The 25,661-nt window shown below is 38.4% G+C and carries 22 protein-coding genes and 2 tRNA genes; 13 read left to right on the top strand and 11 right to left on the bottom strand.

Going from position 1 to position 25,661, the window contains the following annotated elements:
- Window positions 1-240: 240 nt before the first annotated feature.
- The 3 genes from H5089_RS04325 (at window position 241) to H5089_RS04315 (ending at window position 4,727) form a co-directional block, all read left to right on the top strand.
- Complete coding sequence (locus tag H5089_RS04325; protein ID WP_182696419.1) at window positions 241-2,610, top strand: EAL domain-containing protein; 2,370 nt, start codon at window positions 241-243, stop codon at window positions 2,608-2,610.
- A 410-nt stretch (window positions 2,611-3,020) separates the two neighbouring features.
- Window positions 3,021-3,908, top strand: coding sequence for a LysR family transcriptional regulator (locus H5089_RS04320; RefSeq protein WP_002961689.1), 888 nt, complete (start codon window positions 3,021-3,023; stop codon window positions 3,906-3,908).
- 54 nt (window positions 3,909-3,962) lie between these two features.
- A complete protein-coding gene (locus tag H5089_RS04315; protein ID WP_182711552.1) occupies window positions 3,963-4,727 on the top strand; it encodes a YdcF family protein in 765 nt (254 codons plus the stop codon).
- 14 nt (window positions 4,728-4,741) lie between these two features.
- On the opposite strand, the gene H5089_RS04310 is transcribed toward H5089_RS04315, so the two are convergent.
- Window positions 4,742-5,494: a Nif3-like dinuclear metal center hexameric protein gene (locus H5089_RS04310; protein WP_182198005.1), complete on the bottom strand. Its 753-nt coding sequence runs from the start codon at window positions 5,492-5,494 to the stop codon at window positions 4,742-4,744.
- Between the two features lie 150 nt (window positions 5,495-5,644).
- Between H5089_RS04310 and H5089_RS04305 the strand changes: the two genes are divergently transcribed.
- Complete coding sequence (locus H5089_RS04305) at window positions 5,645-5,986, top strand: hypothetical protein (protein WP_002961684.1); 342 nt, start codon at window positions 5,645-5,647, stop codon at window positions 5,984-5,986.
- 138 nt (window positions 5,987-6,124) lie between these two features.
- On the opposite strand, the gene H5089_RS04300 is transcribed toward H5089_RS04305, so the two are convergent.
- The 5 genes from H5089_RS04300 to H5089_RS04280 form a co-directional block, all read right to left on the bottom strand.
- Window positions 6,125-9,304 carry an amidohydrolase family protein gene (locus tag H5089_RS04300; RefSeq protein ID WP_182711551.1) on the bottom strand — a complete coding sequence of 1,060 codons (3,180 nt, stop codon included), beginning with the start codon at window positions 9,302-9,304 and terminating at the stop codon, window positions 6,125-6,127.
- Window positions 9,305-9,409: 105 nt separating this feature from the next.
- Window positions 9,410-10,234, bottom strand: a complete 825-nt coding sequence (locus tag H5089_RS04295; RefSeq protein ID WP_002961680.1) for a M90 family metallopeptidase — start codon at window positions 10,232-10,234, stop codon at window positions 9,410-9,412.
- A 176-nt stretch (window positions 10,235-10,410) separates the two neighbouring features.
- Window positions 10,411-11,049 (bottom strand): chloramphenicol acetyltransferase, encoded by a 639-nt coding sequence (locus H5089_RS04290; protein ID WP_182711678.1) that lies wholly within the window; start codon window positions 11,047-11,049, stop codon window positions 10,411-10,413.
- Window positions 11,050-11,185: 136 nt separating this feature from the next.
- Window positions 11,186-12,226: a Glu/Leu/Phe/Val dehydrogenase gene (locus H5089_RS04285; protein WP_002961676.1), complete on the bottom strand. Its 1,041-nt coding sequence runs from the start codon at window positions 12,224-12,226 to the stop codon at window positions 11,186-11,188.
- 429 nt (window positions 12,227-12,655) lie between these two features.
- Entirely contained in the window at window positions 12,656-14,182 is a 1,527-nt protein-coding gene (locus tag H5089_RS04280) for a fumarate hydratase (protein WP_007375888.1), read from the bottom strand.
- A gap of 155 nt (window positions 14,183-14,337) precedes the next feature.
- Here H5089_RS04280 and pabB point away from each other — a divergent pair, with 155 nt between their 5' ends.
- The 3 genes from pabB (at window position 14,338) to H5089_RS04265 (ending at window position 17,758) form a co-directional block, all read left to right on the top strand.
- A complete protein-coding gene (gene pabB, locus H5089_RS04275; protein ID WP_182711550.1) occupies window positions 14,338-15,696 on the top strand; it encodes an aminodeoxychorismate synthase component I in 1,359 nt (452 codons plus the stop codon).
- Between the two features lie 6 nt (window positions 15,697-15,702).
- Window positions 15,703-16,278, top strand: coding sequence for a CoA pyrophosphatase (locus tag H5089_RS04270; protein WP_008135585.1), 576 nt, complete (start codon window positions 15,703-15,705; stop codon window positions 16,276-16,278).
- Between the two features lie 103 nt (window positions 16,279-16,381).
- Window positions 16,382-17,758, top strand: a complete 1,377-nt coding sequence (locus H5089_RS04265) for an L-serine ammonia-lyase (protein WP_182711677.1) — start codon at window positions 16,382-16,384, stop codon at window positions 17,756-17,758.
- A gap of 76 nt (window positions 17,759-17,834) precedes the next feature.
- On the opposite strand, the gene cysB is transcribed toward H5089_RS04265, so the two are convergent.
- Window positions 17,835-18,812, bottom strand: coding sequence for an HTH-type transcriptional regulator CysB (cysB, locus tag H5089_RS04260; RefSeq protein ID WP_002961670.1), 978 nt, complete (start codon window positions 18,810-18,812; stop codon window positions 17,835-17,837).
- A 324-nt stretch (window positions 18,813-19,136) separates the two neighbouring features.
- Here cysB and H5089_RS04255 point away from each other — a divergent pair, with 324 nt between their 5' ends.
- Window positions 19,137-19,895, top strand: a complete 759-nt coding sequence (locus H5089_RS04255) for a hypothetical protein (protein ID WP_024594743.1) — start codon at window positions 19,137-19,139, stop codon at window positions 19,893-19,895.
- Between the two features lie 73 nt (window positions 19,896-19,968).
- Here H5089_RS04255 and H5089_RS04250 read toward each other — a convergent pair whose 3' ends face one another.
- Entirely contained in the window at window positions 19,969-21,261 is a 1,293-nt protein-coding gene (locus H5089_RS04250) for an NCS2 family permease (protein WP_002961426.1), read from the bottom strand.
- Between the two features lie 118 nt (window positions 21,262-21,379).
- On the opposite strand from H5089_RS04250, the gene H5089_RS04245 reads away from it, so the two are divergent.
- The 3 genes from H5089_RS04245 (at window position 21,380) to H5089_RS04235 (ending at window position 23,095) form a co-directional block, all read left to right on the top strand.
- Complete coding sequence (locus tag H5089_RS04245) at window positions 21,380-21,844, top strand: tetratricopeptide repeat protein (RefSeq protein WP_182711549.1); 465 nt, start codon at window positions 21,380-21,382, stop codon at window positions 21,842-21,844.
- A gap of 298 nt (window positions 21,845-22,142) precedes the next feature.
- Entirely contained in the window at window positions 22,143-22,577 is a 435-nt protein-coding gene (locus H5089_RS04240; protein WP_002961428.1) for a SulA-like leucine-rich domain-containing protein, read from the top strand.
- Window positions 22,578-22,615: 38 nt separating this feature from the next.
- The gene (locus H5089_RS04235; protein ID WP_182711548.1) at window positions 22,616-23,095 is read left to right on the top strand and encodes a YchJ family protein; all 480 of its coding nucleotides are present in this window, start codon (window positions 22,616-22,618) and stop codon (window positions 23,093-23,095) included.
- A gap of 74 nt (window positions 23,096-23,169) precedes the next feature.
- Here H5089_RS04235 and H5089_RS04230 read toward each other — a convergent pair whose 3' ends face one another.
- From H5089_RS04230 to H5089_RS04220, 3 genes are all read right to left on the bottom strand, one after another.
- Window positions 23,170-24,087 carry a diguanylate cyclase gene (locus H5089_RS04230; RefSeq protein ID WP_182711547.1) on the bottom strand — a complete coding sequence of 306 codons (918 nt, stop codon included), beginning with the start codon at window positions 24,085-24,087 and terminating at the stop codon, window positions 23,170-23,172.
- A gap of 194 nt (window positions 24,088-24,281) precedes the next feature.
- The gene (locus H5089_RS04225) at window positions 24,282-24,584 is read right to left on the bottom strand and encodes a DUF6172 family protein (RefSeq protein ID WP_002961433.1); all 303 of its coding nucleotides are present in this window, start codon (window positions 24,582-24,584) and stop codon (window positions 24,282-24,284) included.
- A gap of 179 nt (window positions 24,585-24,763) precedes the next feature.
- On the bottom strand, window positions 24,764-25,291 hold the full coding sequence (locus H5089_RS04220; RefSeq protein WP_182711546.1) for a VC2046/SO_2500 family protein: 528 nt from the start codon (window positions 25,289-25,291) through the stop codon (window positions 24,764-24,766).
- 112 nt (window positions 25,292-25,403) lie between these two features.
- On the opposite strand from H5089_RS04220, the gene H5089_RS04215 reads away from it, so the two are divergent.
- Both H5089_RS04215 and H5089_RS04210 read left to right on the top strand, forming a co-directional pair.
- Window positions 25,404-25,488, top strand: a tRNA-Tyr gene (locus H5089_RS04215).
- A gap of 49 nt (window positions 25,489-25,537) precedes the next feature.
- A tRNA-Tyr gene (locus H5089_RS04210) sits at window positions 25,538-25,622 on the top strand.
- Window positions 25,623-25,661 lie beyond the last annotated feature (39 nt).

Genomic DNA, 25,661 nt, shown 5'->3' with positions numbered 1-25,661 from the left:
GTAAAGATTTTATTAAAAATAAAGTTTTTATATGGATAAAATTACTGAGGTACTATTTAAAGCACAATGAGCAAATTCAATGTTATTAGCTTATTGTAATGATTTATGATTAATTAAAACTCGCTATATTAAAACTTTACAGTGTATTGAAACCACTCATCGCTTTAATTTGTACAAAAACCCAAGATTAGGTTAACTTAACTGCGAATTTAAAAATAAAAAGAACAATATAAATTGCCTATGTCTTATAAAACCGATGCTACTAGAGCGCTTGAGATAAAAACTGATCAACTAAGTATCATTAATCAATTTTCATCTAGCCTATTGCAACTCGATACATTAGAAGAATTGTTTGAGTATGTTACAACGCACGTTGTAAATCGCTTAGGGTTTGTTGATTGTGTCATATATCTAGCTGACAATAATGCAAATACATTAAACCAAGTTGCATCAATGGGTATTGCACACGCGCGGGACAAATATCAAGCGGAACGTAAAATAATACGTTTTAGTGAAGGTATAACGGGCGCAGTTGCAACGACCGGAAAAGCGGTAATTATTAACGATGTAACGAAAGACAGCCGTTATATCGCTGATGAACGCCCTGCTCAATCAGAACTATGTGTTCCCCTTATATATAAAGAACAAGTTTTAGGTGTTATTGATTGTGAGCACCCAATCAAAGGTTATTTTACCAATGCACACCTTGAAATTCTTACAACAGTTGCTCACTTACTCAGTGCCAAGATTAACCAGGTTAATACAGTAAACAACTTACAAAAAACAGTTGAGCAACTCAACAATGCACAAAAATTAGAAAACAGCTTATTACAAATAGCTAACCTAACTTACAAAGCGAATGACCTAGATACATTTTTTAAAGCCTTGCATTCAATCATAAATAACTTACTTCGAGCCGATAACTTTTTTATCGCTCTATACGACAAAAAAGTAGATATACTTGACCTCGTTTACATAGTCGAAGAAGGTATAAACACTAAAACTCATCAAAAAATATCTAAAGAACAACTTAAAGATACCGCTTCATATTACCTTCTAAAAACAGAGCAAACCCTATTACTTAACAAAGATGCCTTTCAAAGTCACATTAATAACGGTGATTTTAAAATGGTAGGTCGGCAATCTGAGTCTTGGTTAGGTGTTCCATTTCAAACAAGTGATCGTATAAGCGGGGTTATCGTTGTACAAAGCTACGATAAAACACTGCATTACAACGAACACGATAGTGCTCTTCTAACGTATGTAAGTCGCCAAATAAGTATGGCAATTGATAGGCAATTAGCCCGCCAAGAACTTGAGCACAAAGCATTACATGACGAGCTTACAGGCCTAGCTAACCGCTCACTACTTATTGAACGTATAAAACATGCTATTTTACGTTTAACGCGTGCTAAAAAGAGTACTAGCCATGCCCTGTTGTATCTAGACTTTGACCGTTTTAAAAGTATTAATGATTCGCTCGGGCATGAAGTTGGGGACCACTTCCTTATAAAAATATGCGACTTGATTAAAGGTACAGTACGAAGCACGGATACATTTGCACGTTTAGGCGGCGATGAATTTGCAATTTTTATGGAAAACATCACGCATAAAAACCAAGTTAATGAAGCTTTAAACCGCATTAAAAACGCATTATCAAAACCTTTAAATATAGATAACCACTTACTCCAAGCATCAACGAGTATTGGGGTTGCCTATACAGATAACGTAAACGACGAAGCTTATATATTACTGCAACAAGCCGATGCCGCTATGTATGAAGCTAAGTCAACCGGACGTGGTCAGGTAAAGTTTTTTAATAACACGATGCGTAAAAAACTTAAAACCCATGCCGATATAGAAAACGACTTACAACACGGTATTGAACACAACGAGTTTGAACTTTATTTTCAACCAATTTTCACCATTACTACCAGTGAAGTTATCGGCTTTGAAGCACTTGTTCGTTGGCATCACCCTACAAAAGGGTTTGTTCCCCCTAATGACTTTATACCGATAGCTGAAACTACAGGGCAAATTATAAATCTTGATTTACATTTACTTGATTTGGCGGCCCAGCATATTTCAAATTGGCACCAACAAGGCCATCGCTTTTTAAAAGTCACCGTTAATGTATCGTCACGACACTTTGCATGCCTCGATTTTGTAGCGCAAATACATTCCATTTATAATAAGTACCAATTACCTCTTGGTTCTTTATGCTTAGAAATTACCGAATCTGGCTTAATAGAAAATCTAGAACTCGCCACTCAAATAATTGAAGGTCTTTCACCTTTAAAAGTAAAATTATGTCTTGATGATTTTGGAACAGGTTATTCAGCACTAGGCTACTTGCACCAACTGCCTATTCATATTTTAAAAATAGATAAAAGCTTTATTGACCATCTACAGGATTCTACTAACCCACTTGTTGAAGCCATTTTATCACTTGCGCAATCATTAAAACTTGAAGTTGTAGCTGAAGGAATAGAAACAGTTGAGCAATTAACTATTTTGCAATCCACCGCGTGCGACTATGGTCAAGGCTTTTTAAAATCAAAACCTGTCACTGCCAAAGAAGCCATATTACTAATTAATAAACCCTTATAAAAAGAGCCAGCGAGTAGGTCGCTGGCTTAGGTATTACGCATATACTCTCCCATTGAGCTAAACTTAAGCTATAAGGCAAAACGACTCTATTTTTTAAAGCACAATCTAAAGTAAGCATTCAACAAACCTCACCTCATACCGTTATCAGCATGGTTAAAACTCACGCTGAGCTAAAACGCACAGCAATCGTTATATTTAAAATACAACATGAAGCAAACTCATCTAAAACTCATCAAACCAGTTTTAAAATGACTTTTATCATTACTAACTCTAATATTTTCACGATTCATAGCGATAAACTGCAATAAAACGCATAATTTTAGCCATCTAGACGTTGAAACGTTTTTTATATAGGCGTAGTATGTAATTAATCTGAGCTGAACTCACTTTTCCCATGAGAATTTTTAAAGATGATTGGTATTAAACATTTAAAAACCATAGCAACCCTAAAAGAAACAGGATCTTTGGTTAATACAGCACGAGAGTTATTTTTGACACAGTCTGCTTTATCTCATCAAATCAAAGATTTAGAGAATAAATTGGATTGCCAATTATTTGAGCGTAAAACTCAACCAGTCCGCTTTACCCCTCAGGGAATGCTATTACTTGAATTAGCTCACGAAATATTGCCAAAAATGGAAGCGACTAAATGTCGTTTAAAAGAAAGCTTAAACCAGCCTATTTCTCAACTACGTTTGAGCGTGGAATGCCATGCATGTTTTCATTGGTTATTACCTACTATTAAAGAATTTAATAACTTTTGGCCTGATATAAAAATTGATTATGAACGTGGCTTTAGTTACGACGCTATTCCTGACTTACTAAGCGATGAGCTCGATTTAGTTTTAACGTCTGACATACGCGAACCCGACACATTAGAATACGCGCACTTATTTGATTTTAAATTGAAGCTTATTGTGGCACCGGATCATGAACTTGCTAAAAAAGCGTATGTAACAGCGCTTGATTTAAAAAACGAAACTATTATTTCATACCCTATCCCGCGAGAACGCCAAGATATATTTAAGCATTTCATTCAAAATGCACGTTTTGACGGTACATTAAAAACGGTTGACCAAGGATTACTTATTTTTCAACTAGTAAGTGCCGGCATGGGCGTTGCCGCTTTACCTGATTGGCTAGTTACACCTTATGAAAGCCAAGGCTTAATTAAATCAATTCCTCTGGGCGCTCTTGGCCTTACTCGTCCTATGTATTTAGCGATGAAAAAAGACATGAAAGATAACCCTGTTTATCGTCACTTTTTAAATACGTGTAAGCTAAATAACGGTCGATAATCATCAATATAATAAGTAATATCGCTGTAATTAACTCTACAGCGTTTAACTCTTATGTTTGTTATTAAAAAAATGATTGGTGGTTTACTTATGCCACTGCCTCTATTTGGTTTATTTGCGTGCCTGATGCTCTCACTGGCATTTAAAGGCCGCAAATCAGCCCTCTTCTTGTCTACTTTAAGCTTAATTGTATTACTTGCATTGAGCACCCCCTTTATCGCCAATTTAATTATCCAAAATAATGAACCAGCGTCGCTTGCGTTTAATACTCTAAAGCATCCAAAAATAGACAAAATAGTTGTACTAGGTTGCGATATAAACCCAAATTCGGCTTTAAGTTCAAATAATCAATTAGGTAATTGTGCGCTAACGCGCTTAGTCGAAGGTGTAAAACTGGCGAAACACTACCCTAATGCAGAGCTTATCGTTTCAGGCGGGGGTTATAAAAATACCACTAATAGCGGGCTTATGTATCAAACGGCAATTAGTTTAGGCGTTAATAAGAGCCGTATTTTCCAAAATCCAAAAGCAATGGATACAGGTGAAGAAGCTAAATTACTGGCATCAAAATTAGTCGACTTTAAAGTTGCACTAGTAACATCTGTACTGCACATGCCCCGTGCCAAAGACTTATTTAATGCTCAAGGTATTGAAGTCATAACCGCAGCCACTGATTATCATAATTTTGCTGCACTTCCATGGAGCAAGCAGTTTATTCCCAATGCTCATGCCTTACTTGTGGTTACTCAATACAGTCACGAAGTAGTAGGAAATATATGGATAAGTTTGCGCCGCTGGATAGATCCAGAGGCGCTGTAACTTATATAGCCTAATTAAACTGGGTTATCTATGTCTATAAATGTCACATCAAAACCATGCTCTTGAGCAAGTAACTCACCTAGTGCTTTTACACCATAGCGCTCTGTTGCATGATGCCCGGCTGCAAAAAAATCAATGTTTTGCTCACGAGAACTATGAATTGTCTGCTCCGATGCTTCACCCGTTAAGTAAGCATCAATGCCTTGCTCTGCTGCTAAGTCAATATATCCTTGCCCACCACCAGTACACAGTGCAATGGTTTCTATTTTAGCTGAGCGTACTAAGCTTGTGAGCGGGGTTCGATTAAGCACTTTTGCAATTTTATCTGCAAAATCTTCACCACTTAATGGTGTTTTTAAACGCCCTTTCATTGCTACGCTATTTGAAGTTGGCTCTAGCCCTGTTTCAATTTCAATATCTAATAACTTTGCAAGTTGTGCGTTATTGCCAACTGCTGGATGAATATCGAGTGGTAAGTGATAGCCGAATAAATTAATATCGTTTGCTAGTAGTGCGCCTATGCGACGCTTTTTCATACCCGTTATTGGTTGAGATTCCCCTTTCCAAAAAAAACCATGATGAACCAAAATAGCATCTGCTTGTTGCTCAATAGCAGCTTCTATTAAAGCTTGACTTGCGGTTACACCCGTCACAATTTTTTTAATTTCGTTTTTACCTTCGACCTGTAAACCATTTGGGCAAAAATCTTTTATTAAATGAGGTTTCAAAATGTCATTTAGGAGTTGGTTAAATTCTCTACGTTGCATACAACTTACCTTACTTAGCACTGAATTTTGTGCAAATTTTGGCGTTTATAGGCCTAAAATGGAAGGAAAATCGCAAAAAATTGAAAAACTGTTTTAAAATAGGTATAAATACCTCTTCTTTATCTGTGTTCACAACGTATAGGGTCTCTGATGAGCAAACTAGACAAAACAGAAGTGTTATCTGCCTTTGAAGCAGCGTACGAAACTGCCAATGGTAAAAAACCTGAAATCACAACCAAACCTGGTTGGTACAGCATTGATGGCGGTAAAAATTTACGCCTAGCTGACGTAGCAGAGCTTACTAAAAAATTAAACTCTGGTAAAACAACTAAAACGAAAAAACCAAAAGCAGCTGCTCCTGTTAAAGCACAGAAAAAAGCGCCATTCACTGTTGTTACCGAAAATGAAGAAGGTTACACAGCGGAAGAACTTTGGATTGTAATTTTAGCTCGTAAAGATCATGACTGTCGCTTACCGCGCGGTGTTGTTTAATCAACATTTATGATTTTTAAAAGAAACCGCGTTAAGCGGTTTTTTTATATCCGTTATTTGCCAAAAACATAAAGCTTTATAAGTTGTGTAAGGCTAAAAAAAGCGGCTATGTAGCCGCTTTAAAAAGTTTAAAATAAATTACAGTTCTTCAAAATAAAGTGGTTCGCGTTCTTTTTTACCCACTTCATTCATTGTCTCTGCATTGAATAGTCGACCATTGATCATGGTGTAATCTACTTTATCCGAATCTCGAATATTTTTAAGCGGATCGCCATCTATAACCATTAAATCAGCCAGTTTGCCCACTTCAAGCGAGCCTACGTTTTTATCAAGCCCTAAATACTTAGCCGGATCGAGTGTTGAAGCACGTATTGCCTCAAGCGGTGTCATTCCGCCTTGTGCGAACATCCACATCTCCCAGTGTGCACCTAAGCCTTCACGCTGACCGTGCGCACCTAAGTTAACTAATACACCTAGGTCTTGCAGCTCAGCAGCAACGCGTGCGTTATTAAAGTGATTATAGTGATGATCGGGCGCTTTAATGCGGCGCATAGAGCGTGGTAATAATTGATTTTTTGGCACAAATTTACTTAAACGCGGGTGATTCCACACATCAGTTTTATCGTACCAGTAGTTCTCACCCCAAATGCCACCATAAGCCACTACAAGTGTTGGTGTGTAACCAACATTACTTTGCGACCATAACTGCTTTATATCGTCGTATATGTGCTCTACAGGGATTGAGTGCTCAATACCTGTGTGTCCATCTACAATCATACTTAAGTTATGCTGTAATAATGAGCCACCTTCAGGGACAACCATCATTTCAAGCATCCGGCCTGCTTCAATAACTTGTTGGCGCTGCTCTCGGCGTGGCTGGTTATACGACTTAACACTAAACGCCCCTACTTTTTTAAGGCGCTCTAAATGAAATTTAGCATCGTCTAACGAGTCAATATGCGACGTATAACCTGGCATATTTGCGCCATATAAAATAGTACCGGTTGAGAAAATACGCGGGCCAACAATCATGCCTGCCTTTTGCATTTCGCTTGCGGTAAATATTTCAGAGGTATCGTTTGATGGATCGTGAATTGTAGTTACACCCAGCGCTAAACCTGCAAAGTTTTTCCAGTTTTGCTCAGGTATAATTTCACCGCTTGCTTGCGAGCCATGTGCATGAGCATCAACAATACCAGGCATAATTGTTTTGCCTGTTACATCAATAACCTCAGCACCTTTAGGGATGCTTATCTCGCTGGCTGTACCAATTGCTTTGATATGCTTGCCATCGGTGATAATAACACCATTTTCAATAACCTTTTCGCCGTCCATAGTAATAATTTTTGCACCAGTGAGCGCAATCATGCCTTTAGGCTCTGCCATTTTTTTACTGAAACCGATATTATCGCCACTTTTCACTTTAAAGTCGGCATCTTCGGCTTTGTTAATGGCAAACATCCCCTCAAGGCTTGCATGATAAAGCTCAGGCCCTAATGTCCAATAAAGCGTGTTGCTCTTAGCACTCCAGCTAATGTTTTCACCAGCACGTACCGATAACTGCTCTATTGGAAATTGACTGTCTTTAGGCCCAATATTAATTGTTTTACCACTTTGAACAAACGGCGTTACAAATACTTTAAATCGCTCAGCAAAAGCGAGGTATTGCCCATCTGGTGATACTCTAAATTCTGTCGCATGTTCTGACTCGTACAGTTTGCGAACTTTTTTACTTTCAAGCTCAACTACGCTAAGCGTTGGTTTTGGCCAAGGACTCATTATAAAAACGCGATCGTTTGCATCTCCAAATTGTGGTTGATAACCACTTTTTGAAATAAGCTCACTTTTACCGCCTTTTTCGCTTACGCTATAAACCCCCGGATTAAGTGACCACTTAGGGTTTAAAATACTGCCGCCAGTGGCTTTTCGATAAACAACCGTTTTACCATCTGGGCTAAACGTTGGCTCTACGTACTTGCCAGGCTCTTTAGTAACTGTATCACCACGACCACTGCGCGCAGACACAACTCTCACTGACCCTTGTTTGTTATCATCCCATGTGGTGTAAACTATTTTTTTACCATCGCGAGAGTACTGTGGAAATAATTCGTAATGATCAGTTTGCTTTGTTAAACGCTTAATTTTACCCGACTCTAAATCACGTTTATAAATATGTCCAAGCGCTTCAAAAATTGCCGTTTCGCCATCTGGGCTTACTTGCACATTACGCAGCATTTTTACATCAAACTCATCAGTATCTAAGTTTTGTGTAAAGCGCACCGCTTTTTGAATTTTTTTACTTGTTTGCACTTTAAAAGGAATGGTTTTAACAGATTTCTCTGCAACATCTAGCTTGTGAATTGTGCCACCAGCCCAAAATACCAACTCTTCGTTATCTGGTGTCCATGCAATGGTTGGGTATACACCATGAATAGCCCATGTTTCTTGCATATCTCGCTCAAGCTTATCGTAAAGCTTAGTGTGCTCACCGCTGGTTAAGTCATATAAATAAAGACTAGTTTGAAAATCATCACGCTTTATATACGCCAGTTTTTTTCCATCAGGTGACGGTGTAGGCCTAATAGCACCGCCCATCGTATCGATTATGGTTTCAATTTCACCCGTTTCACGGTCGTAGCGCTTAATTTTATAAATGCCCGCTACAGAATCCTTTGAATAATGAAAGGTTTTACCGGGTGTTGCATCATGCGAAAAGTATACATAACGACCATCAGGTGAAAACATTGGCTCACCTAAATCTTTTTGATCGTTCTCGCGTTTTGTAAGCTGTACGCCCTTGCCACCCGCTTTGTGATACAACCACACTTCACCTGCTCCCAATGAGCGGCTAGCTGTAAAGTGTTTACGCGCAACTAAGTAGTCGCCATCAGGACTCCATGCAGGGCTATTTAGTAATCTAAAGGTTTCATCGGTAACAGCGTGTTGGTTTTCGCCATTTAAGTCCATTATCCAAATGTTATCGCCACCACCTTGATCGGAGGTAAACGCAATACTTTTGCCGCTAGGACTAAAACGAGGTTGCATTTGCCATGCAATATCAGAGGTGAGCTTTGTAGCTGTACCACCACTCATTGGCATAGTGTAAATATCGCCAAGTAAGTCAAACACCACGGTTTTACCATCAGGGCTAACATCTATATTCATCCATGTGCCTTGCTCAACGCTAATTGCAGCGTCAACAAATTGCCCCTTAGGTGAATCTACTTGCCATTTTTGTTCGTCTTTTTCGGCGGCATGTACCTGCCCTATCGCTAATGACACCGACAATGCTAATACTGTATGAAGCATTTTTTTCATGCGTTTCTCGCTTGTTATTGTTGCAGTAAAAACTATTTCACATGATTGCAACAAAAACAAACGCAACTTGCCAGCGTTATATGATAAAGCGCGGTTTATGTAGGTTTAATGCCAAACAATAGGGTCAAATTGATAGTAATTAACTAACATACTGTAAATTTCAGGATCGTATCGGCGAAGCTCTGCGGGTTTTTCGAGGAAGGTTTCGGTGAGTACAGCAAAAAACTCAGCTTCGTTAGTCGCACCATAGCTGTGAATAACATGCGGCATGCTATAAGCAACGTGACTTTTTAACTGGGTGAAAGCACGGCTAAATACTCGGCCCCACTCTTTGTAATCTGCTGAGCTTTTTAAAATGGGTGTGCCCGTTGTTTTACCTGTTTCTTGATCGAGTTGATGCGCAAACTCATGAAAAACTAAATTATGTCCATCACTTGGCAAGCGGTTACCCTCAAGCACGTCATGCCAACTGAGTACAAGTGTGCCGCCAGGCCATGACTCGCCTAGTCTTACCGTATTGTGGTAACTCACAAGTCCTGCACTATCGCGAGTTGATTGCGGAGCATAATAAGCACTTGGGTATAATAAAATTTCTTTTACATTTCTATATAACGGCCACGGTTTATTAAGCACTAATACACACGCATCGGCGGCTACAATTAACTTCATTGCAGACGTTAGCCTTAAGCCATCACAACCGACAAAGCGTTTTTCGTTTAAAAACCACGTAATATGTCGCTCTAACTTTTCTCTGTCAGCGTCGGTCATTTTTTTATAGATGGGCATGCAACGCAGTAAAATATCTTTTTGCTGCGAATTTAAAGCAAAGTCTTTATATTTACTGCGCCATAATCGGTTTTGAATTGATGGCCAACGCCAGAAAATCACCACAAAAAGAATTAAAACAACAATTAACAGTCCATTTATCATGGGGATTTCCTGAGCTAAGGTATGGTATATAAATATGTCCAGCACACGTGCTTTTCAAGCATATAAGGTTATGTATTTGAATAAAAAGTAATTCACATCGCATTGCTTATAGATTACTTATAGATTACTTATAAATTGTTTACTGCTTTGCACTGCCGTTAAATGACGTGTTTAAGTTAACCTTTGCAAAAGGAGTCAAATGTACCCTGCAATGTGTTTATAAATTTCGCTACGTGCAAACCATCCATTAATGAGTGGTGTACATCGATAGCTAAAGGCATTGTACCTGTGTGTTTATCAAACTGACCAAATACAAATTTAGGAATGCCTAAACTCTCCCCTTCACTAAATGCATGCGAAAACGAACTAAAATTCAGCCACGGCAAAACAGATATATGAATTAAGTCGGCCTGCCCTTCTGTTTGGGCAAATGCATCAGAAAATAACGGCTGTTGTTTCGCTTTTTTGCTTACGTCACTTGCATGATTTGCAAACTCTTTAAAATCGCTTGCGCTATTAAAATAACTAAAAACAAACGTATCGTTTTCAGACAACTCAACCACACTTGCGCGAACACTATTAAGTAACCATGGCCTACTATCTATTATACGTAGCATTATTGAATCGTACTCATGGCACGCTTTTAAGGTGCAATATACATATGCTTGAAAAAAAGAAAATTGATTGGTTTTGCAATAGTCGTAAAGTGCTTGAGCATCTAAACGCACACACACATTAAAATAAGGCTGAGAAAAGTGTTTAAATAATTCAAAGTGTTGCTTTCTAGGCCAATTATCTAAATCGATAGGCTGCATGAGAGAAGTTGAGGGAGTCATAATTTGCCGCACAAAATTAAAAATAAAGTGTACCGCTGTTCAGTAACAATTGCATTAACTTACAGATAAACAAAAGGTGTGCAATTGCACACCCTTATATAAATTAGAACTTAGATCACAGACCGTTTTTAATGATCTCTTGCGCTAATTCGTCAGCAATTAAATGCGTTGATTTTTGCTCTTTTTCGCTACGGGCAAAGATTTCAGTTAACGTATTAAAAATACCTTCAACATGTTTATTAGACGCTGCTGCACTGTAACCATCTGGCGCTGTTTCGTAATAAACATTAATAATACCACCGGCGTTAATTACGTAATCTGGTGCATATAAAATGCCTTTTTCACGAATAACTTCACCATGGCGAGATTCTGCCAGCTGATTATTAGCACAGCCTGCAATAATAGTCGCTTTTAAACGCGGTATAGTTAAATCGTTAATAGTTGCGCCTAGTGCACACGGTGCATAAACATCAACATCTAAGTCGTAAATGTCATCAATGCCAACCGCAGTTGCGCCAAAATCACTTACTACACGATCAATGGCGGCTTGGTTAATATCAGTTACAAACAACTCAGCGCCCGCATCATGTAAATGTTTACATAAACCATAAGCAACAGCACCTAAACCTTGAACAGCCACTTTCACACCTGCAAAATTTTGATGGCCACGTTGATGCTGTAGCGCTGCTTTAATTCCTAAAAACGTACCGTATGCTGTAAATGGCGATGGGTTACCGCTTTTACCTTCAAGGCCCAGTACGTAATTAGTTTCTTTATTCATGATAGCTACATCAGCACATGTGATGTTTACATCTTCTGCTGAGTAATAGCTGCCATTTAATCGCTCTAACTGGCGGCCAAATGCACGGAATAATTGCTCAGATTTAATTTCTTTCGCGTTACCTATAATTACAGATTTACCACCACCAAAGGGTAAGCGCGCAACTGCATTTTTATAAGTCATGCCCTTTGATAAACGTAGCACGTCATAAACAGCATCTTCGTCGTTTGCATAATCCCACATTCTACATCCGCCAACTGCAGGACCTAGGTTGGTATTATGTACAGCAATAATTGCTTTTAAACCCGACTCTTCATCAGAACAAAAAACCACTTGTTCATGGTTATCAAATTCAACTCGATTAAACACAGCCACTTAAAATACTCCGAAATAGTTAACCCGTGAGAGGGTATGCGCGCTGGAAATTGCCGAGACTTTATCACTTCATATACGTGTTCGCTATACTCACAGATGATAAAACCAATGAAAACATCAAGCTTAAATTAAATAACCTAATTAAAACTTTTATATAGATAAAAAATTTACAAAACCGTCATTTTTAAGTTTTAATTACTATAAATATAAGAACCACACCGACTTACGTTTACGTGAACGTAATACAATTGTTGCATGTAAAGTTTAATATACAAGTGCTACCTGGCCGCTACGTACCGCTGCCTATAGGTTTCCAGTAAAAAGTAAGCTTTTTCGCAAACTGGTCAGAGCTGTAAACTTGCTAATAACTCTATTTAAAAAACAAAAAAGCGAGCACTAGGCTCGCTTTTTAAAAATACAAAACGTACGTTATTTTAGCTTGCTATCAAGCTCTTCAATTTTAGCTTTCCAGATAGCAGGGCCTTGTGTATGCGCATTGGCGCCTTCACTGTCTACTGCAACAGTCACTGGCATATCTTCTACTTCAAATTCGTAAATAGCTTCCATACCTAAATCTTCAAAAGCTACAACACGCGCTTTTTTAATCGCTTTAGATACTAAGTAAGCTGCGCCGCCTACAGCCATCAAATAAACAGATTTATGCTCTTTAATAGACTCAACCGTTGCAGGGCCACGTTCAGCTTTGCCAATCATGCCTACAATGCCTGTTTTTTCTAGCATCATATCGGTAAATTTATCCATGCGAGTGGCTGTTGTAGGGCCAGCAGGACCTACTGCTTCATCGCGTACCGCATCCACTGGGCCTACGTAATAAATAAATTTATTATCAAAGTCTACGCCCTCAGGTAAACCTTCACCTGAGTTGATCATATCTTGCAAACGTTTATGCGCTGCATCACGACCTGTTAAAATAGTGCCCGAAAGTAAAACGGTTTCACCCATTTTCCATTCTTGAACATCTTTTTTAGTCAGTGTATTTAAATCAACACGACGTGTGCCTTCGCCCACTTCAAATGTTACTTGTGGCCAATCTTCTAGTTTAGGTGCTTTTAAATTAGCAGGGCCAGAACCGTCAAGCGTAAAATGTACATGGCGAGTTGCCGCACAATTTGGGATCATTACTACAGGTTTTGAAGCTGCATGCGTTGGTGCTGTTTTAATTTTAACATCAACAACCGTTGTTAAACCGCCTAAACCTTGTGCGCCAATACCTAATTTATTAGCACGGTCAAAAATTTCTAAACGCAGTTTTTCTTCAGTTGTCTCTGCGCCGCGTTCCATTAATTCATGGATATCAACCGGATCCATTAACGACTCTTTAGCCATTACTGCTGCTTTTTCAGCCGTACCACCAATACCTATACCTAGCATGCCTGGCGGACACCAACCAGCACCCATTGTTGGTAGTGTTTTTTCTACCCATGCAGCAACATCATCTGACGGGTTTAACATAACCATTTTACTTTTGTTTTCAGAGCCGCCGCCTTTAGCCGCAACCATTACTTCTACTTTTCCACCCGCTACTAAATCAATATGCACAACCGAAGGCGTATTATCTTTAGTATTTTTACGCGTACCAGCAGGGTCTGCAACAATAGATGCACGTAAAGGGTTATCTGGATTCAAATATGCACGACGAGTACCTTCATCAACCATTTGTTGAACGGTTAAATCTGTTTTATCCCACTTAACATCCATACCTACTTTAACAAAACAGGTAATAATACCGGTGTCTTGGCAAAGTGGACGCTTGCCTTCAGCCGACATGCGTGAGTTAATTAAAATTTGTGCAATGGCGTCTTTAGCCGCTTTACTTTGTTCTTTGTTGTACGCTTTTTCGAGTGCTTGAACAAAATCAAGTGGGTGATAGAACGAAATATATTGCAATGCATCTTCAATGCTATCAATAAAGTCTTGCTGACAAATTGTACTCATAGTGGTTCCTTAAGTTACCGTTACGCGTTGTCGCGTAATCTAAATCAAACCGGTGACGGTGGTTTGCACTGTTTTTTGCAGCTTAGTGCTGCCAAAAAATTTGACTTATGATACCCTCCCAGCCCGTTTCGAGCCAGTTCTTAAAGGGGCAGTAAATGCTAAACAATAAAAAAAATTGTATTAAATTAGGCATAACACAAAACTGCATTGACGTTTTTGCGCATTTTTCACATTTGCCTTATGCAATTCTATTAGATTCTGCAAATAGTAATCATATAAACAGCCGTTTTGATATTGTTGCTATTGAGCCGCAAAGTACCCTTGAAGTAAAAAATAATAAAAGCTTTTTAAATAATATAGAAAGTAGTGATAACTGCTTTGAAATTATGAATAATGAGCTTTCGCATCTTGCTAAAACAAAAGCCGATTACGATTTACCCTTTAACGGCGGCTGGCTTGGCTACTTTGGCTACGACTTAGGGCGTACAATTGAAAACATCCCCACTCGTGCTATTGAAGATATTAATCTTCCCCAAATGGCTATTGGTCTTTACTTAGATGCCCTTCTTTACGACAAGCAGCAACAAAGCTGGTTTTATGTATCGCAGCCAAACACCGATCGATTAGCGCTTTATGAGCAATACTTAAATACACACGCTAACTCCCAAGTTAATACGCAGTCCTTTGCCCTAAACAGCGACTGGCAATCAAATATGAGCGAAACGGAATACGCTGCAAAGTTTGCCCAAATTGAGGAGTATCTAAAAAGTGGCGATTGTTACCAAATTAATTTAGCGCAGCGCTTTAACGCTCAGTTTGAAGGCTCCCCTTGGGCGGCTTATATTAAACTGCGTGAGGCAAATAAAGCGCCATTTTCGAGCTTTATAAATCACCCTCAAGGGGCAATTTTATCAATTTCCCCTGAGCGCTTTATATCTGTAAATAATAACGTTGTAGAAACCAAACCTATTAAAGGCACTCTGCCGCGAAAAGCGGATGCGCTGGAGGATCAACGCCAAGCCCAAATACTCGCAGCATCAGCTAAGGATCGCGCTGAAAATGTCATGATTGTTGATTTACTGCGTAACGACTTAGGCAAAGTGGCAAAACCTGGCAGCGTCCACGTCCCTTCCCTTTTTGCTATTGAAAGCTTTCCGGCAGTGCATCATTTAGTAAGCACGGTAACCTCAGAACTTGATGAAGGCAAAACAGCGGTCGATCAGTTAAAAGCGGCTTTTCCGGGTGGCTCAATCACCGGTGCGCCCAAAATTAGAGCGATGGAAATAATTGAAGAACTAGAACCACATCGCCGCAGCATTTATTGTGGTTCAATTGGTTATTTAAGTGCATGTGGAAATATGGATACGAGTATCACTATTCGTACCTTGGTGTGCCACAAAGCGCAAATTTACTGCTGGGCAGGTGGCGGAATAGTAGCTGATTCTAAAGTCGAATTGGAATATCAAGAAACTTACGATAAAGTAAATAAAATCCTCCCTTTATTAAAACAGTAGGTCGCTTTGAATAGTGAACACATTATGGCGCGGTTTCTGTTAAGCCCTACAGCTGCGCCAAACCAGTTAAAAGACACGCGTAAAAAACGTGCTAGCGCTGTTATGCTGCCAATTATTGATATAGATAATCATGCACATATCTTACTGTGTAAACGCCCTACTTATTTACACCATCACCCTGGGGAGATTTGTTTGCCAGGGGGTAAGTTTGAAGTAAGCGACATTACCCTTCGCACCACAGCCCTTCGCGAACTAAAAGAAGAGCTAAATATTGCCCAAAACAACGTTAATGTAATAGGTCACTTACCTGAGTATTCAACATTAACGGGTTTTAGTATTAGCCCCTATGTGGGTTTACTTAATAAAGGCACCACCTGGGAAAATGACTATAATGAAGTACAAGCGAGCTTTTTACTCTCGGTCACTGAGTTAAATAACGAAGCTAATTGGCAACCCTTACCTTTTCAACGATTTGGGAAAACGGTTATTTTGCAAGGTTTTAAAACGCCACATGGTTTACTTTGGGGTGCGACAGCAAGCATTATAAAAAACTTTACAAAACAACTCGCCTTACCAGTTTAAATCTTCGTTATTAGTAGTTACACAATCACAATTCCACGTTATCATGCTCGACCGTTCAAAGAGCAGCTTCGTGCTGATAAAACAAAGTAGAGACACACACATTATGATCAGTGCATTTGATATGTTTAGCATTGGTATTGGCCCTTCGTCATCACACACCGTTGGCCCAATGCGCGCATCACGCTTATTTGTTAATGACCTACAAGAACAACAATTATTAGCAAATGTGACCGATATTAAAGTAGAGCTTTATGGCTCTTTGGGTCAAACAGGTGTTGGCCATGGCTCGGGTAAAGCCGTAATTCTTGGTTTAGCCGGTTATGACCCTGAAACTATAGATGCCGATTTAGTCGACGACATTTTAGCCACCATCGAAAAAGATCAGGTTATTTATCTAAACAAAACACACAAAGCTAAGTTTCCAAAACAAGGCGCTATTGTTTTTCATCGTCGCAAAACGCTGCCTAAGCACTCTAATGCAATGGAAATTATCGCCTCAAACAACGACGAAAAAGTTTACAGCAAAGTATATTACTCTATTGGCGGTGGCTTTATTGTTACTGATGAAGAGTTTGAAAACGAAAAACAGGCGGCCCTCGATATTAGAGAAGAAAACCCAGCTCCTTTCCCTTTCAGTAGCGCAAAAGAGCTACTAGAGATGTGTAAAGAGTCAGGGCTTAGTGTTTCAAGCTTGATGATGAAGAACGAAAAAACACTGCGCACTGAAGATGAAATAAAAGACACGCTGTTTCATATCTGGAAAGTAATGATGGCCTGTATTGAGCGTGGTATGCGTACCGAAGGTATTTTACCTGGCGGCTTAAAAGTAAAGCGCCGTGCGCCAAGCCTATACTTAAAACTAAATATAGAGGTCAGTAACGACCCACTTCGTGCAATGGACTGGGTTGATTTATTTGCCCTTGCCGTAAACGAAGAAAATGCGGCAGGTGGCCGTGTAGTTACCGCACCAACTAATGGTGCTGCGGGTATTTTACCGGCTGTGCTTATGTACTATCACACATTTGTGAAAGAAGTAGACCGCGATATAGCCACACGTTATTTATTAACGGCTGCTGCTATTGGTATTTTATATAAAAAGAATGCCTCTATATCGGGTGCTGAAGTAGGTTGCCAAGGTGAAGTGGGCGTTGCGTGCTCAATGGCTGCAGGCGCATTAACAGAAATTGTTGGTGGCAATGTTGTGCAAGTAGAAAACGCAGCAGAAATTGGTATGGAACATAATTTAGGCCTCACGTGCGACCCTGTTGGAGGCTTAGTACAAGTGCCGTGTATTGAACGTAATGCAATGGGCGCGATTAAAGCAATTAATGCCTCACGTTTAGCTATTCGTGGCAGTGGCGAGCAAAAGGTATCACTTGATAAAGTGATTAAAACCATGCTTGAAACCGGCAACGACATGAAAACCAAATACAAAGAAACCGCTCGCGGTGGATTAGCAGTTAATATTATCGAATGTTAATCAGCTCGCTATAAAGAGAAAAAGCTGTCTATTTTAAAATAGACAGCTTTTTTATTGTTCGTTCAATGCAATCACCTTATTTAACGGGTAACTCTATATCTGCAAATAACTTATCTACGTCATCTTGGTTACGTAACAAGCTTGCTCGCTCTACGCGCTCTTTAGTTAAGTGCGGTGCAAAACGCTCAATAAAATCATACATGTAAGTACGTAAAAAGCTGCCCTTTCTAAAACCAATTTTGGTCGTGCTTGCTTCAAATAAGTGGCTTGCATCAATACACACTAAATCGGTATCGCTCACTTGATCTATCGCCATTGAAGCGACAACACCAACTCCTAAACCCAGTCGTACGTATGTTTTTATAACATCAGCATCGGTTGCAGTAAATACAATGTGTGGTTCAAGCCCGTGTGCGCTAAACGCTTTATCTAACTCTGAGCGGCCCGTAAAACCAAATACATATGTAATGAGTGGATATTGGGCAATGTCAGCAACAGTTAAACTATTTGCCTTTTTAGCGAGCGGATGGTCTTTAGCAACAACAATACTACGGTTCCAATGGTAGCAAGGCAGCATAACTAAATCTGAATACAAATGCAGTGCTTCTGTTGCAATAGCAAAGTCGGCATCACCGCGTGCTGCAGCATCCGATATTTGCTGTGGAGTACCTTGGTGCATATGAAGCGATACCGCAGGATATTTTTTCATAAACCCTTGAATAACGTTAGGCAAAGCATAACGAGCTTGGGTATGTGTTGTGGCAATATTCAACTTACCTTGATCAGGTAGCGTATGCTCATTAGCAACGGCTTTAATACCTTCTACTTTGGAGAGTATTTCACGAGAAATATTAATTATATCTTCGCCAGCACCGGTTACATGCGTTAAATGTTTACCACTGCGACCAAAAATTTGTACACCCAACTCATCTTCTAACATGCGTACTTGTTTAGAAATTCCTGGCTGCGAGGTAAATAAACTCTCAGCAGTCGCTGAAACATTTAATTTATGATTTTGTACTTCTACGATGTATCTGAGTTGTTGTAATTTCATGGCTGCAAATTTTAACGTTATTATTCATATTATTTATAAAGGCAATACCGCTTAAAACCAAGTGTTATTTACGTAAAATATCACTTTAGGTCTTTAGGTGTGCAATTATCTGATTAGAGCTCAAGGCTAGCATAATAAATATGCTTGAGGTAGCGATGTTTATTCAGCTTTAGTTTATAAGCCCTTAGGGTGACTACGGTTTATAAAGAGCTCAACCTATCAATTTTTTGGTGTATTTTTTAAGTTAATCGGCGCAAAGCTACCCTGTTAACGTATATTTAATGTAAGATTAAATAATTAGATTATATATCCGAGAATTACACCATGATCGTTTCTATTATAATAGTGCTTATAGTTGCATTGATTGTGATTGCACTTTGGGTAAGTGCTGTACAACAACACAAAGAAAAACAAGAAGCGGAACGCCGCAAAGAGCTAACAAAACAAAAAGCTATAATAGAAGAAACAGAAGAAGCACTAATGAATAGTGCCAATATACCTCTTTCTGAAAATATAATCCGTGTATTGCAACGCCGTATTTACGAAGCATTAAACACGATGGTTACTAGTTCGCCAACATCCAAAGCACTCAAAAGCCGCTTAGGTGAGGCTAAAACGCACCTCACCAATGCAGTTCTAGACAACAGCAGTGAAGCCCTAACGCTACCGAGTAATGACAAGCAGCTTGTTGGCCTAATTCAAGGTATTAAAAAATTACGCTCAATTTTACGCTCTGAACATAATAAAGGTCGTATTGATAGCCAAGTTTTTGTTTTAGAAGATAAACGTCTTGAAAAACTACAACTGCGTATTAATATCGAAAGCCAAATAAAACGTGGCTTATCTGCCCGCTCAGCGAGTATGGTTGGCTCTGCAAGGCAGTATTTTGAAAAAGCACAGGCAACGCTCAATGCAGTTACATACACCGATGAATATGTAACAACAAAACGCCAAGAAGTTGAAGGTTACTTAGAAGCAATTAGTGTTGAACTGCGGGCTTCTAATGCAAGCGCACTTAAAAAGAAAACAGAAGAAGAGCAAGACGACTTAGATATATTGTTTGCTCCTAAAAAGAAATGGTAATTCTTTTATAAAAGCATTAAAAAAGCCTGCACAAATTAAATTTATGCAGGCTTTTTTGTCTATTTGTTAGTCATTAAGACAAAAATGCAAACTTGAAAACAAACAAGGCTGTTAATATCCAAACACTAATACTAATTTGATCTTGCTTACCACACAATACTTTTACCGCCGTATAAGATATAAAACCAAGTGCAATACCGTGCGCAATCGAAAACGTTAATGGTGTCATTAGTAATACCACAGTAACAGGAATTGCATCGGTCATATCATCCCAATTTACAAACTTTAAATTTTGTAACATCAGTACAGCGACATATAAAATAGCACCTGCCGTAGCATAAGCCGGTACCATTTGTGCAAGCGGTGCAAAAAACATCATTAGTAAAAAGCAAATACCTACAACTACAGCCGTTAAGCCAGTACGTCCGCCAACAGAAACACCAGCAACCGATTCTATATACGATGTAGTCGTAGACGTGCCTAGCATCGCACCTGCAATTGTTGCTGAGCTGTCAGCACTTAGTGCGCGTCCTAAACGAGGCATGTTACCTTTTTCATCAGCTAAACCAGCTTTTTGAGTGACTGCAACTAATGTACCCGAAGTATCAAAAAGATCGACAAACAAGAATGCAAAAATAACACTCATCATTGATATATCAAAAGCGGCGGCAAAATCTAATTGCATAAAAGTAGGCATTATTGATGGTGGCATAGCCATAACACCGTGATATTCAACTAGCCCTAAACTTAGTGCAATGCCTGTCACTAATAAAATACTAATAAGTACACCGCTTTTAAAATCGCGGTATAAAAGCGCTGCAATTACAAAAAAGCTTAATATAGCTAATAATGGGCCTGGGGAAGTAATGTCGCCCAATTGCACTAGTGTTGCTGGGCTTGAGACAATAATACCTGCATTTTTAAGGGCAATTAAGGCTAAAAAAGCACCTATACCTGTTGCGATAGCTCGCTTGAGCACCAGAGGTATGGCATTAATAATCCATTCTCTGACTTTAAATAAGCTTAAAAATAAAAATATACAACCCGACATAAAAACAGCCCCTAATGCGGCTTGCCAGGTATAACCCATTCCTAATACGACGCCATACGTAAAAAAGGCATTTAGTCCCATGCCAGGCGCTAATGCTAATGGATAATTAGCCCACAAACCCATTATAAAACAGCCTATCGCAGCTGCTATACAGGTAGCTACAAATGCAGCCCCTTGGTCCATCCCTGCCTCAGCAAGCATAGCCGGGTTTACAAATACAATGTATACCATAGTGATAAAGGTAGTTAGGCCAGCAACGCATTCGCGTTTAACTGTTGAGTTATTTTCGCTGAGTTTAAATAAGGCTTCAAACATAATAAACTTGTGATAGTAAAAAGTGACGAGATTTTAACATAAAAATTATCTTTTACAGGACATTTTACCTTGCTATATACTAAACTGTTAAAGTAGTTAAAATAATAAATGAACCAATATGCTTAAAACAACACCTTGTGAGCAAGACTTAGAGCAACAGCTAGACAACATTTTAGGTTTTGTTACTCAACCAGAAAGCAGCCCCGCGCCCATTGATAATAAAAAAGATGAGCAAAGTACTATTAATAAAGCCCTATATTATTTAAAAAATAATCAAGCTCCATTGGCTGCAAAATGGATGCGCCTTGCTGCAATGGCAGGAAACCATAGAGCACAGTTTTATTTAGGTTTATTTTTTGTAAAAGGTGAAGGCGTGCCACAAAGTGTATTTCATGCTGTAGCGTGGTTTAGCTTAGCGAGTAGCCAAGGGTACGCACCTGCCACTGCAGCGGTTACAGATATACGCAAACATATCGAAACTAAGCGATTTAAAGATGCTCAATGTTATGCAGCAAGTTTGTACGAACAAATCCACCAACTCCAGTTTTCTCATATGATCCCTCGCACCAGTGAAAACACATAAACTAACTAAGTAATAAGTACTGTATACAGTGTTGAAAAATACTGTATATAGTTACAAAGATACTCCTACACAGTATAAAACCCACAAATGAAAACACTACTCAAAAATTTATTTTAAAACAACCCCCTCAAAAACAAGCCTATAACAAGTTGATTAATAAAGAATTATAGATTTAAAAATAAAAAACAATGATCAAAGGCTGAATAACTGTACAAATAAATAGCATAAAATGCTTGCACGAAAGCACTGTATAAACTACTGTATATGAATACTGTATAAAAACCCAGTGAGTGAAACTATGTTACAGCCTATTACCGTAAGAACAGTTAAAAGTTACCAACAAGACGAGCAAAGCGATTGCGTAAATTTGATCCAAATTGAAGATGAAATTTCAGCGACCTTTGAGCTTTTAAAAGTATTACACCAATACAATAGCTCTAATGCATGGACGTTACTAATTGCGCCAGATCATGTACCTAGCAAAGCTTTACTTGACTCATGCTCTATTGATACAAGCAAATTACTTGTTATTAGACAGAAGCACCTAGTAAATTTAGAGTATGTATTAAATTCTGCGTTACATAATGGAAACTTTGCAGCGGTAATTACCTGGACCGATATAGTTAATAACCAACTACTTACAAATCTATCGTTCGATTTAAGTAAAACGAATACAAAACTATACTGTTTTACTAAAAACGCTCAAACCACAGAGATACCACTCGCTCAATAAGCTTGTTAAACTAATGTTTTAGATTCTGTATTATTATTATGACTTCATTCAATACCACATTATGTTTTTGCAGCAGTGGGCACAATTATGCCGATTGCTGCGAGCCGCTCCACTTATTTGTAAAGCAAGCTGACACTCCTGAACAACTTATGCGCTCACGATTCAGCGCTTATGTTATTAAAAATGCAAAATATGTTTATCAAACCTACGCAAAAGAAAAACAAGCTGAGAATCCGGTTAAAGAAATCAATGATTTTGCTAACAGCTGTCGATTTATAAATCTTGATTTAATTGACTCAAGCCATGATGGCGATACTGGAACTGTAGAATTTAAAGCCCAATATTTTTATCAAAACTTATTTTGTGAGCTTCATGAAAAATCGCAGTTTACTAAAGAAAACACTCAATGGCGTTATTTAGATGGCACTATATATCCTGTTGAAGATATTAAAGTAGGCAGAAATGATGACTGCCCATGCGGTAGCAATAAAAAGTACAAAAAATGTCATAGCATGTAATAAATAATCTTATTTAATATTTATCACCTAAAAGGTGTTTTTAAGTGGCAGAGTGATTTATTAGCTAACTAAACTTAAAAACACACTTTGTTACGCCCTTGCATTTTAGACTCATACATTTTTTCATCTGCGATCTGCAACGTGTTTTTGTTATTTACGTATGGTTGTAGGGTTGCACCGCCAATACTAATAGTCACAAAATCATATTCTGAATATTTGTGTAATATTCCTAAATCGGCCACATTTTGTTTAATTTTATCAGCAACACAAATTGCACCTTCAGTGCTTGTATGCGGTAGAACAACTACAAACTCTTCGCCGCCATAACGCGCAACAAAATCGGTTGGCCTTTGCAAACTATTAGTAATAGTTTGTGCTACTAGGTTTAACACCGTATCCCCCTGCACATGACCATAGATATCATTGTATTGCTTAAAGTAATCTATATCGATGAGTAATAGTGCATAGTCAACTTTTTCTCGTAAGGCGCTTCGTTCCATTTTAGAAAAATGTGCATCAAAATAACGGCGATTGAATACTTTAGTTAAATCATCTAAAAATACTTTTTGATTGAGTAAGTCGTGTTGTAATTTTAACGTTATATGGGCACGAACCCTTCTAAATAGTGTTTCTTTTATAATCGGCTTTTTAATAAAATCAACAGCTCCGGCTTCCCAACACTCTTCTTCTTCGTTTTCAAAGGATGTAACAAAAATAACTGGGATATCCTGTGTTTCAGTATTATTTTTTAATTTTAAACATGTATCAATACCACTCATTCCACCCATATTAATATCGAGTAGGACTATATCGGGTACATTTACATTACAAATTTCAATTGCTTCTTCACCACTTCCAGCTGTTGTCACATTAAAATGCCCAGATAATATTTTTTTTAATACGATTAAGCTTAATAACTGATCGTCAACTATAAGTACTTTAGAATTCTTTAAACTTAGTTTTAATTGATGGTCAGAGTAATTTATTGGCATAGTAAAAATGTTTTGTTTTTTTAATTAAAAACAGCCTATAGCATCACATTTTGTTATGCAAATGTTAGTTAACAGGAGTTCTACTTAGTTGATTACTAATAAAAATGCTTTTTAGTAAATCTTTATTGCATAAAAACAAAAAATGAGCCACTTGGGCTCATTTTATAACTTTGAATACTTAATTTAGTTAAGTATTATTCGTCATCATCTAAATCTAATTGCTGACGTTGAGCAGGTCGAGCTAAAATCTCTACGTAGAAAGAGGTCAAACCTTGCTTTTCAATTTCGCCAATTTGGTTACTTAATTCAGCAACGTGCACAACTTGCGCATCTTCAGCTGTGTTACCAAACTTACAGTCAAATGCCCAATAGTCAGCATCTTCAGGTAGCGTTTTATTACGCTCTCTTTTCAAATATTTTTTCACTTCGTGCTTTGCAGCATCAACCATACGAGGGTATTTGATTTTCTCGTGATTTAGCGTGAATGTTTTCTTCATTACGTTCCTAATTACCTTGGTTTAATGATAATGGCATTTCATGTCATACCATTTGACGCCATTATAGCAATTGCATTTAATTTTTGGATGCTTTTTTTTCATTAAATCAATTATTAGCAAATATATAAAGCAGGCCCGTTATAAAGCATATATTAACTGATGATTATTACAATCATATATCACACCGCAATAAGCTGAAGTGGTTGATGTATTGCATCATTATTAAGGCTGTCGTAAAAAGCAGCTGCATCTATAGGAGGATTAGCAAGTTGTGTTTGTTCGCTTTTAATTCTTCTTCTGACAGCAAGCTCACAGTTATCTATTATATTAAGTGGAATATGCTTATCATCATTTCTAATCGCAAGTGGTTCAGGCTTTAAGCACTGTCTTAACTTAATACTTGTCAGACCGCAGCGCTCTCCTTCTTGAGATATTAATGATGCATTAAACTGTCCAACCAACATATTGTATTCATCAGGGGCTAAAAGTTGCTTTGGACCTGCGCCAAATTGCTTTCTTAATGCCTCTTCTTCTATAACTAAATTATCTATTTCAGTTTTTGGTAAATGAAATTGGCTAAAGTCGAGTGCGTCATGTGACAGCATCGCTAATAATAGAGAAAATTCGCCACGGCGATTTTCATGCACACTATTATTGAGCCTACTGTTTAACTGACTCTCTGTGATTAACAAATCATCTAATTGCATAGTCTTTAGTCGATTGTGGTAACTGATAGATATTTATCGGCTTTATTTCAATTTTCTTTAGCTTTTTTCTTTACTTAAATACGCAATTTGCTATTATCAGCGCCGTTGCATTGGAGGGGTTCCCGAGCGGCCAAAGGGATCAGACTGTAAATCTGACGGCTCAGCCTTCGCTGGTTCGAATCCAGCTCCCTCCACCACTTTTCTTACCGCTAAGTTAAGTGGGGCCAAATGTAACAAAAATAGTGTGGAGGGGTTCCCGAGCGGCCAAAGGGATCAGACTGTAAATCTGACGGCTCAGCCTTCGCTGGTTCGAATCCAGCTCCCTCCACCACTTTTTTTTTATTCCTATATTCCTATATTCCTATATTCC

Origin of the sequence: Pseudoalteromonas sp. SR45-1, from assembly GCF_014163655.1 — a bacterium.
In the GTDB taxonomy this organism is placed as follows: Bacteria; Pseudomonadota; Gammaproteobacteria; order Enterobacterales; family Alteromonadaceae; genus Pseudoalteromonas; species Pseudoalteromonas distincta.
The sequence above is the reverse complement of the archived record's forward strand: the minus strand, read 5'-3'. Positions and strand labels throughout refer to the sequence as shown.

Coding starts and splice junctions, on each gene's coding strand:
- H5089_RS04230 (WP_182711547.1), bottom strand. CDS start 24,087: ATGCCAATAAATTACTCTGACCATCAATTAAAACTAAGTTTAAAGAAT.
- H5089_RS04240 (WP_002961428.1), top strand. CDS start 22,143: ATGTTACAGCCTATTACCGTAAGAACAGTTAAAAGTTACCAACAAGAC.
- H5089_RS04245 (WP_182711549.1), top strand. CDS start 21,380: ATGCTTAAAACAACACCTTGTGAGCAAGACTTAGAGCAACAGCTAGAC.
- H5089_RS04235 (WP_182711548.1), top strand. CDS start 22,616: ATGACTTCATTCAATACCACATTATGTTTTTGCAGCAGTGGGCACAAT.
- H5089_RS04325 (WP_182696419.1), top strand. CDS start 241: ATGTCTTATAAAACCGATGCTACTAGAGCGCTTGAGATAAAAACTGAT.
- H5089_RS04265 (WP_182711677.1), top strand. CDS start 16,382: ATGATCAGTGCATTTGATATGTTTAGCATTGGTATTGGCCCTTCGTCA.
- cysB (WP_002961670.1), bottom strand. CDS start 18,812: ATGAAATTACAACAACTCAGATACATCGTAGAAGTACAAAATCATAAA.
- H5089_RS04225 (WP_002961433.1), bottom strand. CDS start 24,584: ATGAAGAAAACATTCACGCTAAATCACGAGAAAATCAAATACCCTCGT.
- H5089_RS04290 (WP_182711678.1), bottom strand. CDS start 11,049: ATGCAGCCTATCGATTTAGATAATTGGCCTAGAAAGCAACACTTTGAA.
- H5089_RS04280 (WP_007375888.1), bottom strand. CDS start 14,182: ATGAGTACAATTTGTCAGCAAGACTTTATTGATAGCATTGAAGATGCA.
- H5089_RS04310 (WP_182198005.1), bottom strand. CDS start 5,494: ATGCAACGTAGAGAATTTAACCAACTCCTAAATGACATTTTGAAACCT.
- H5089_RS04220 (WP_182711546.1), bottom strand. CDS start 25,291: ATGCAATTAGATGATTTGTTAATCACAGAGAGTCAGTTAAACAGTAGG.
- H5089_RS04300 (WP_182711551.1), bottom strand. CDS start 9,304: ATGAAAAAAATGCTTCATACAGTATTAGCATTGTCGGTGTCATTAGCG.
- H5089_RS04320 (WP_002961689.1), top strand. CDS start 3,021: ATGATTGGTATTAAACATTTAAAAACCATAGCAACCCTAAAAGAAACA.
- H5089_RS04305 (WP_002961684.1), top strand. CDS start 5,645: ATGAGCAAACTAGACAAAACAGAAGTGTTATCTGCCTTTGAAGCAGCG.
- H5089_RS04250 (WP_002961426.1), bottom strand. CDS start 21,261: ATGTTTGAAGCCTTATTTAAACTCAGCGAAAATAACTCAACAGTTAAA.
- H5089_RS04255 (WP_024594743.1), top strand. CDS start 19,137: ATGATCGTTTCTATTATAATAGTGCTTATAGTTGCATTGATTGTGATT.
- pabB (WP_182711550.1), top strand. CDS start 14,338: ATGCTAAACAATAAAAAAAATTGTATTAAATTAGGCATAACACAAAAC.
- H5089_RS04295 (WP_002961680.1), bottom strand. CDS start 10,234: ATGATAAATGGACTGTTAATTGTTGTTTTAATTCTTTTTGTGGTGATT.
- H5089_RS04315 (WP_182711552.1), top strand. CDS start 3,963: ATGTTTGTTATTAAAAAAATGATTGGTGGTTTACTTATGCCACTGCCT.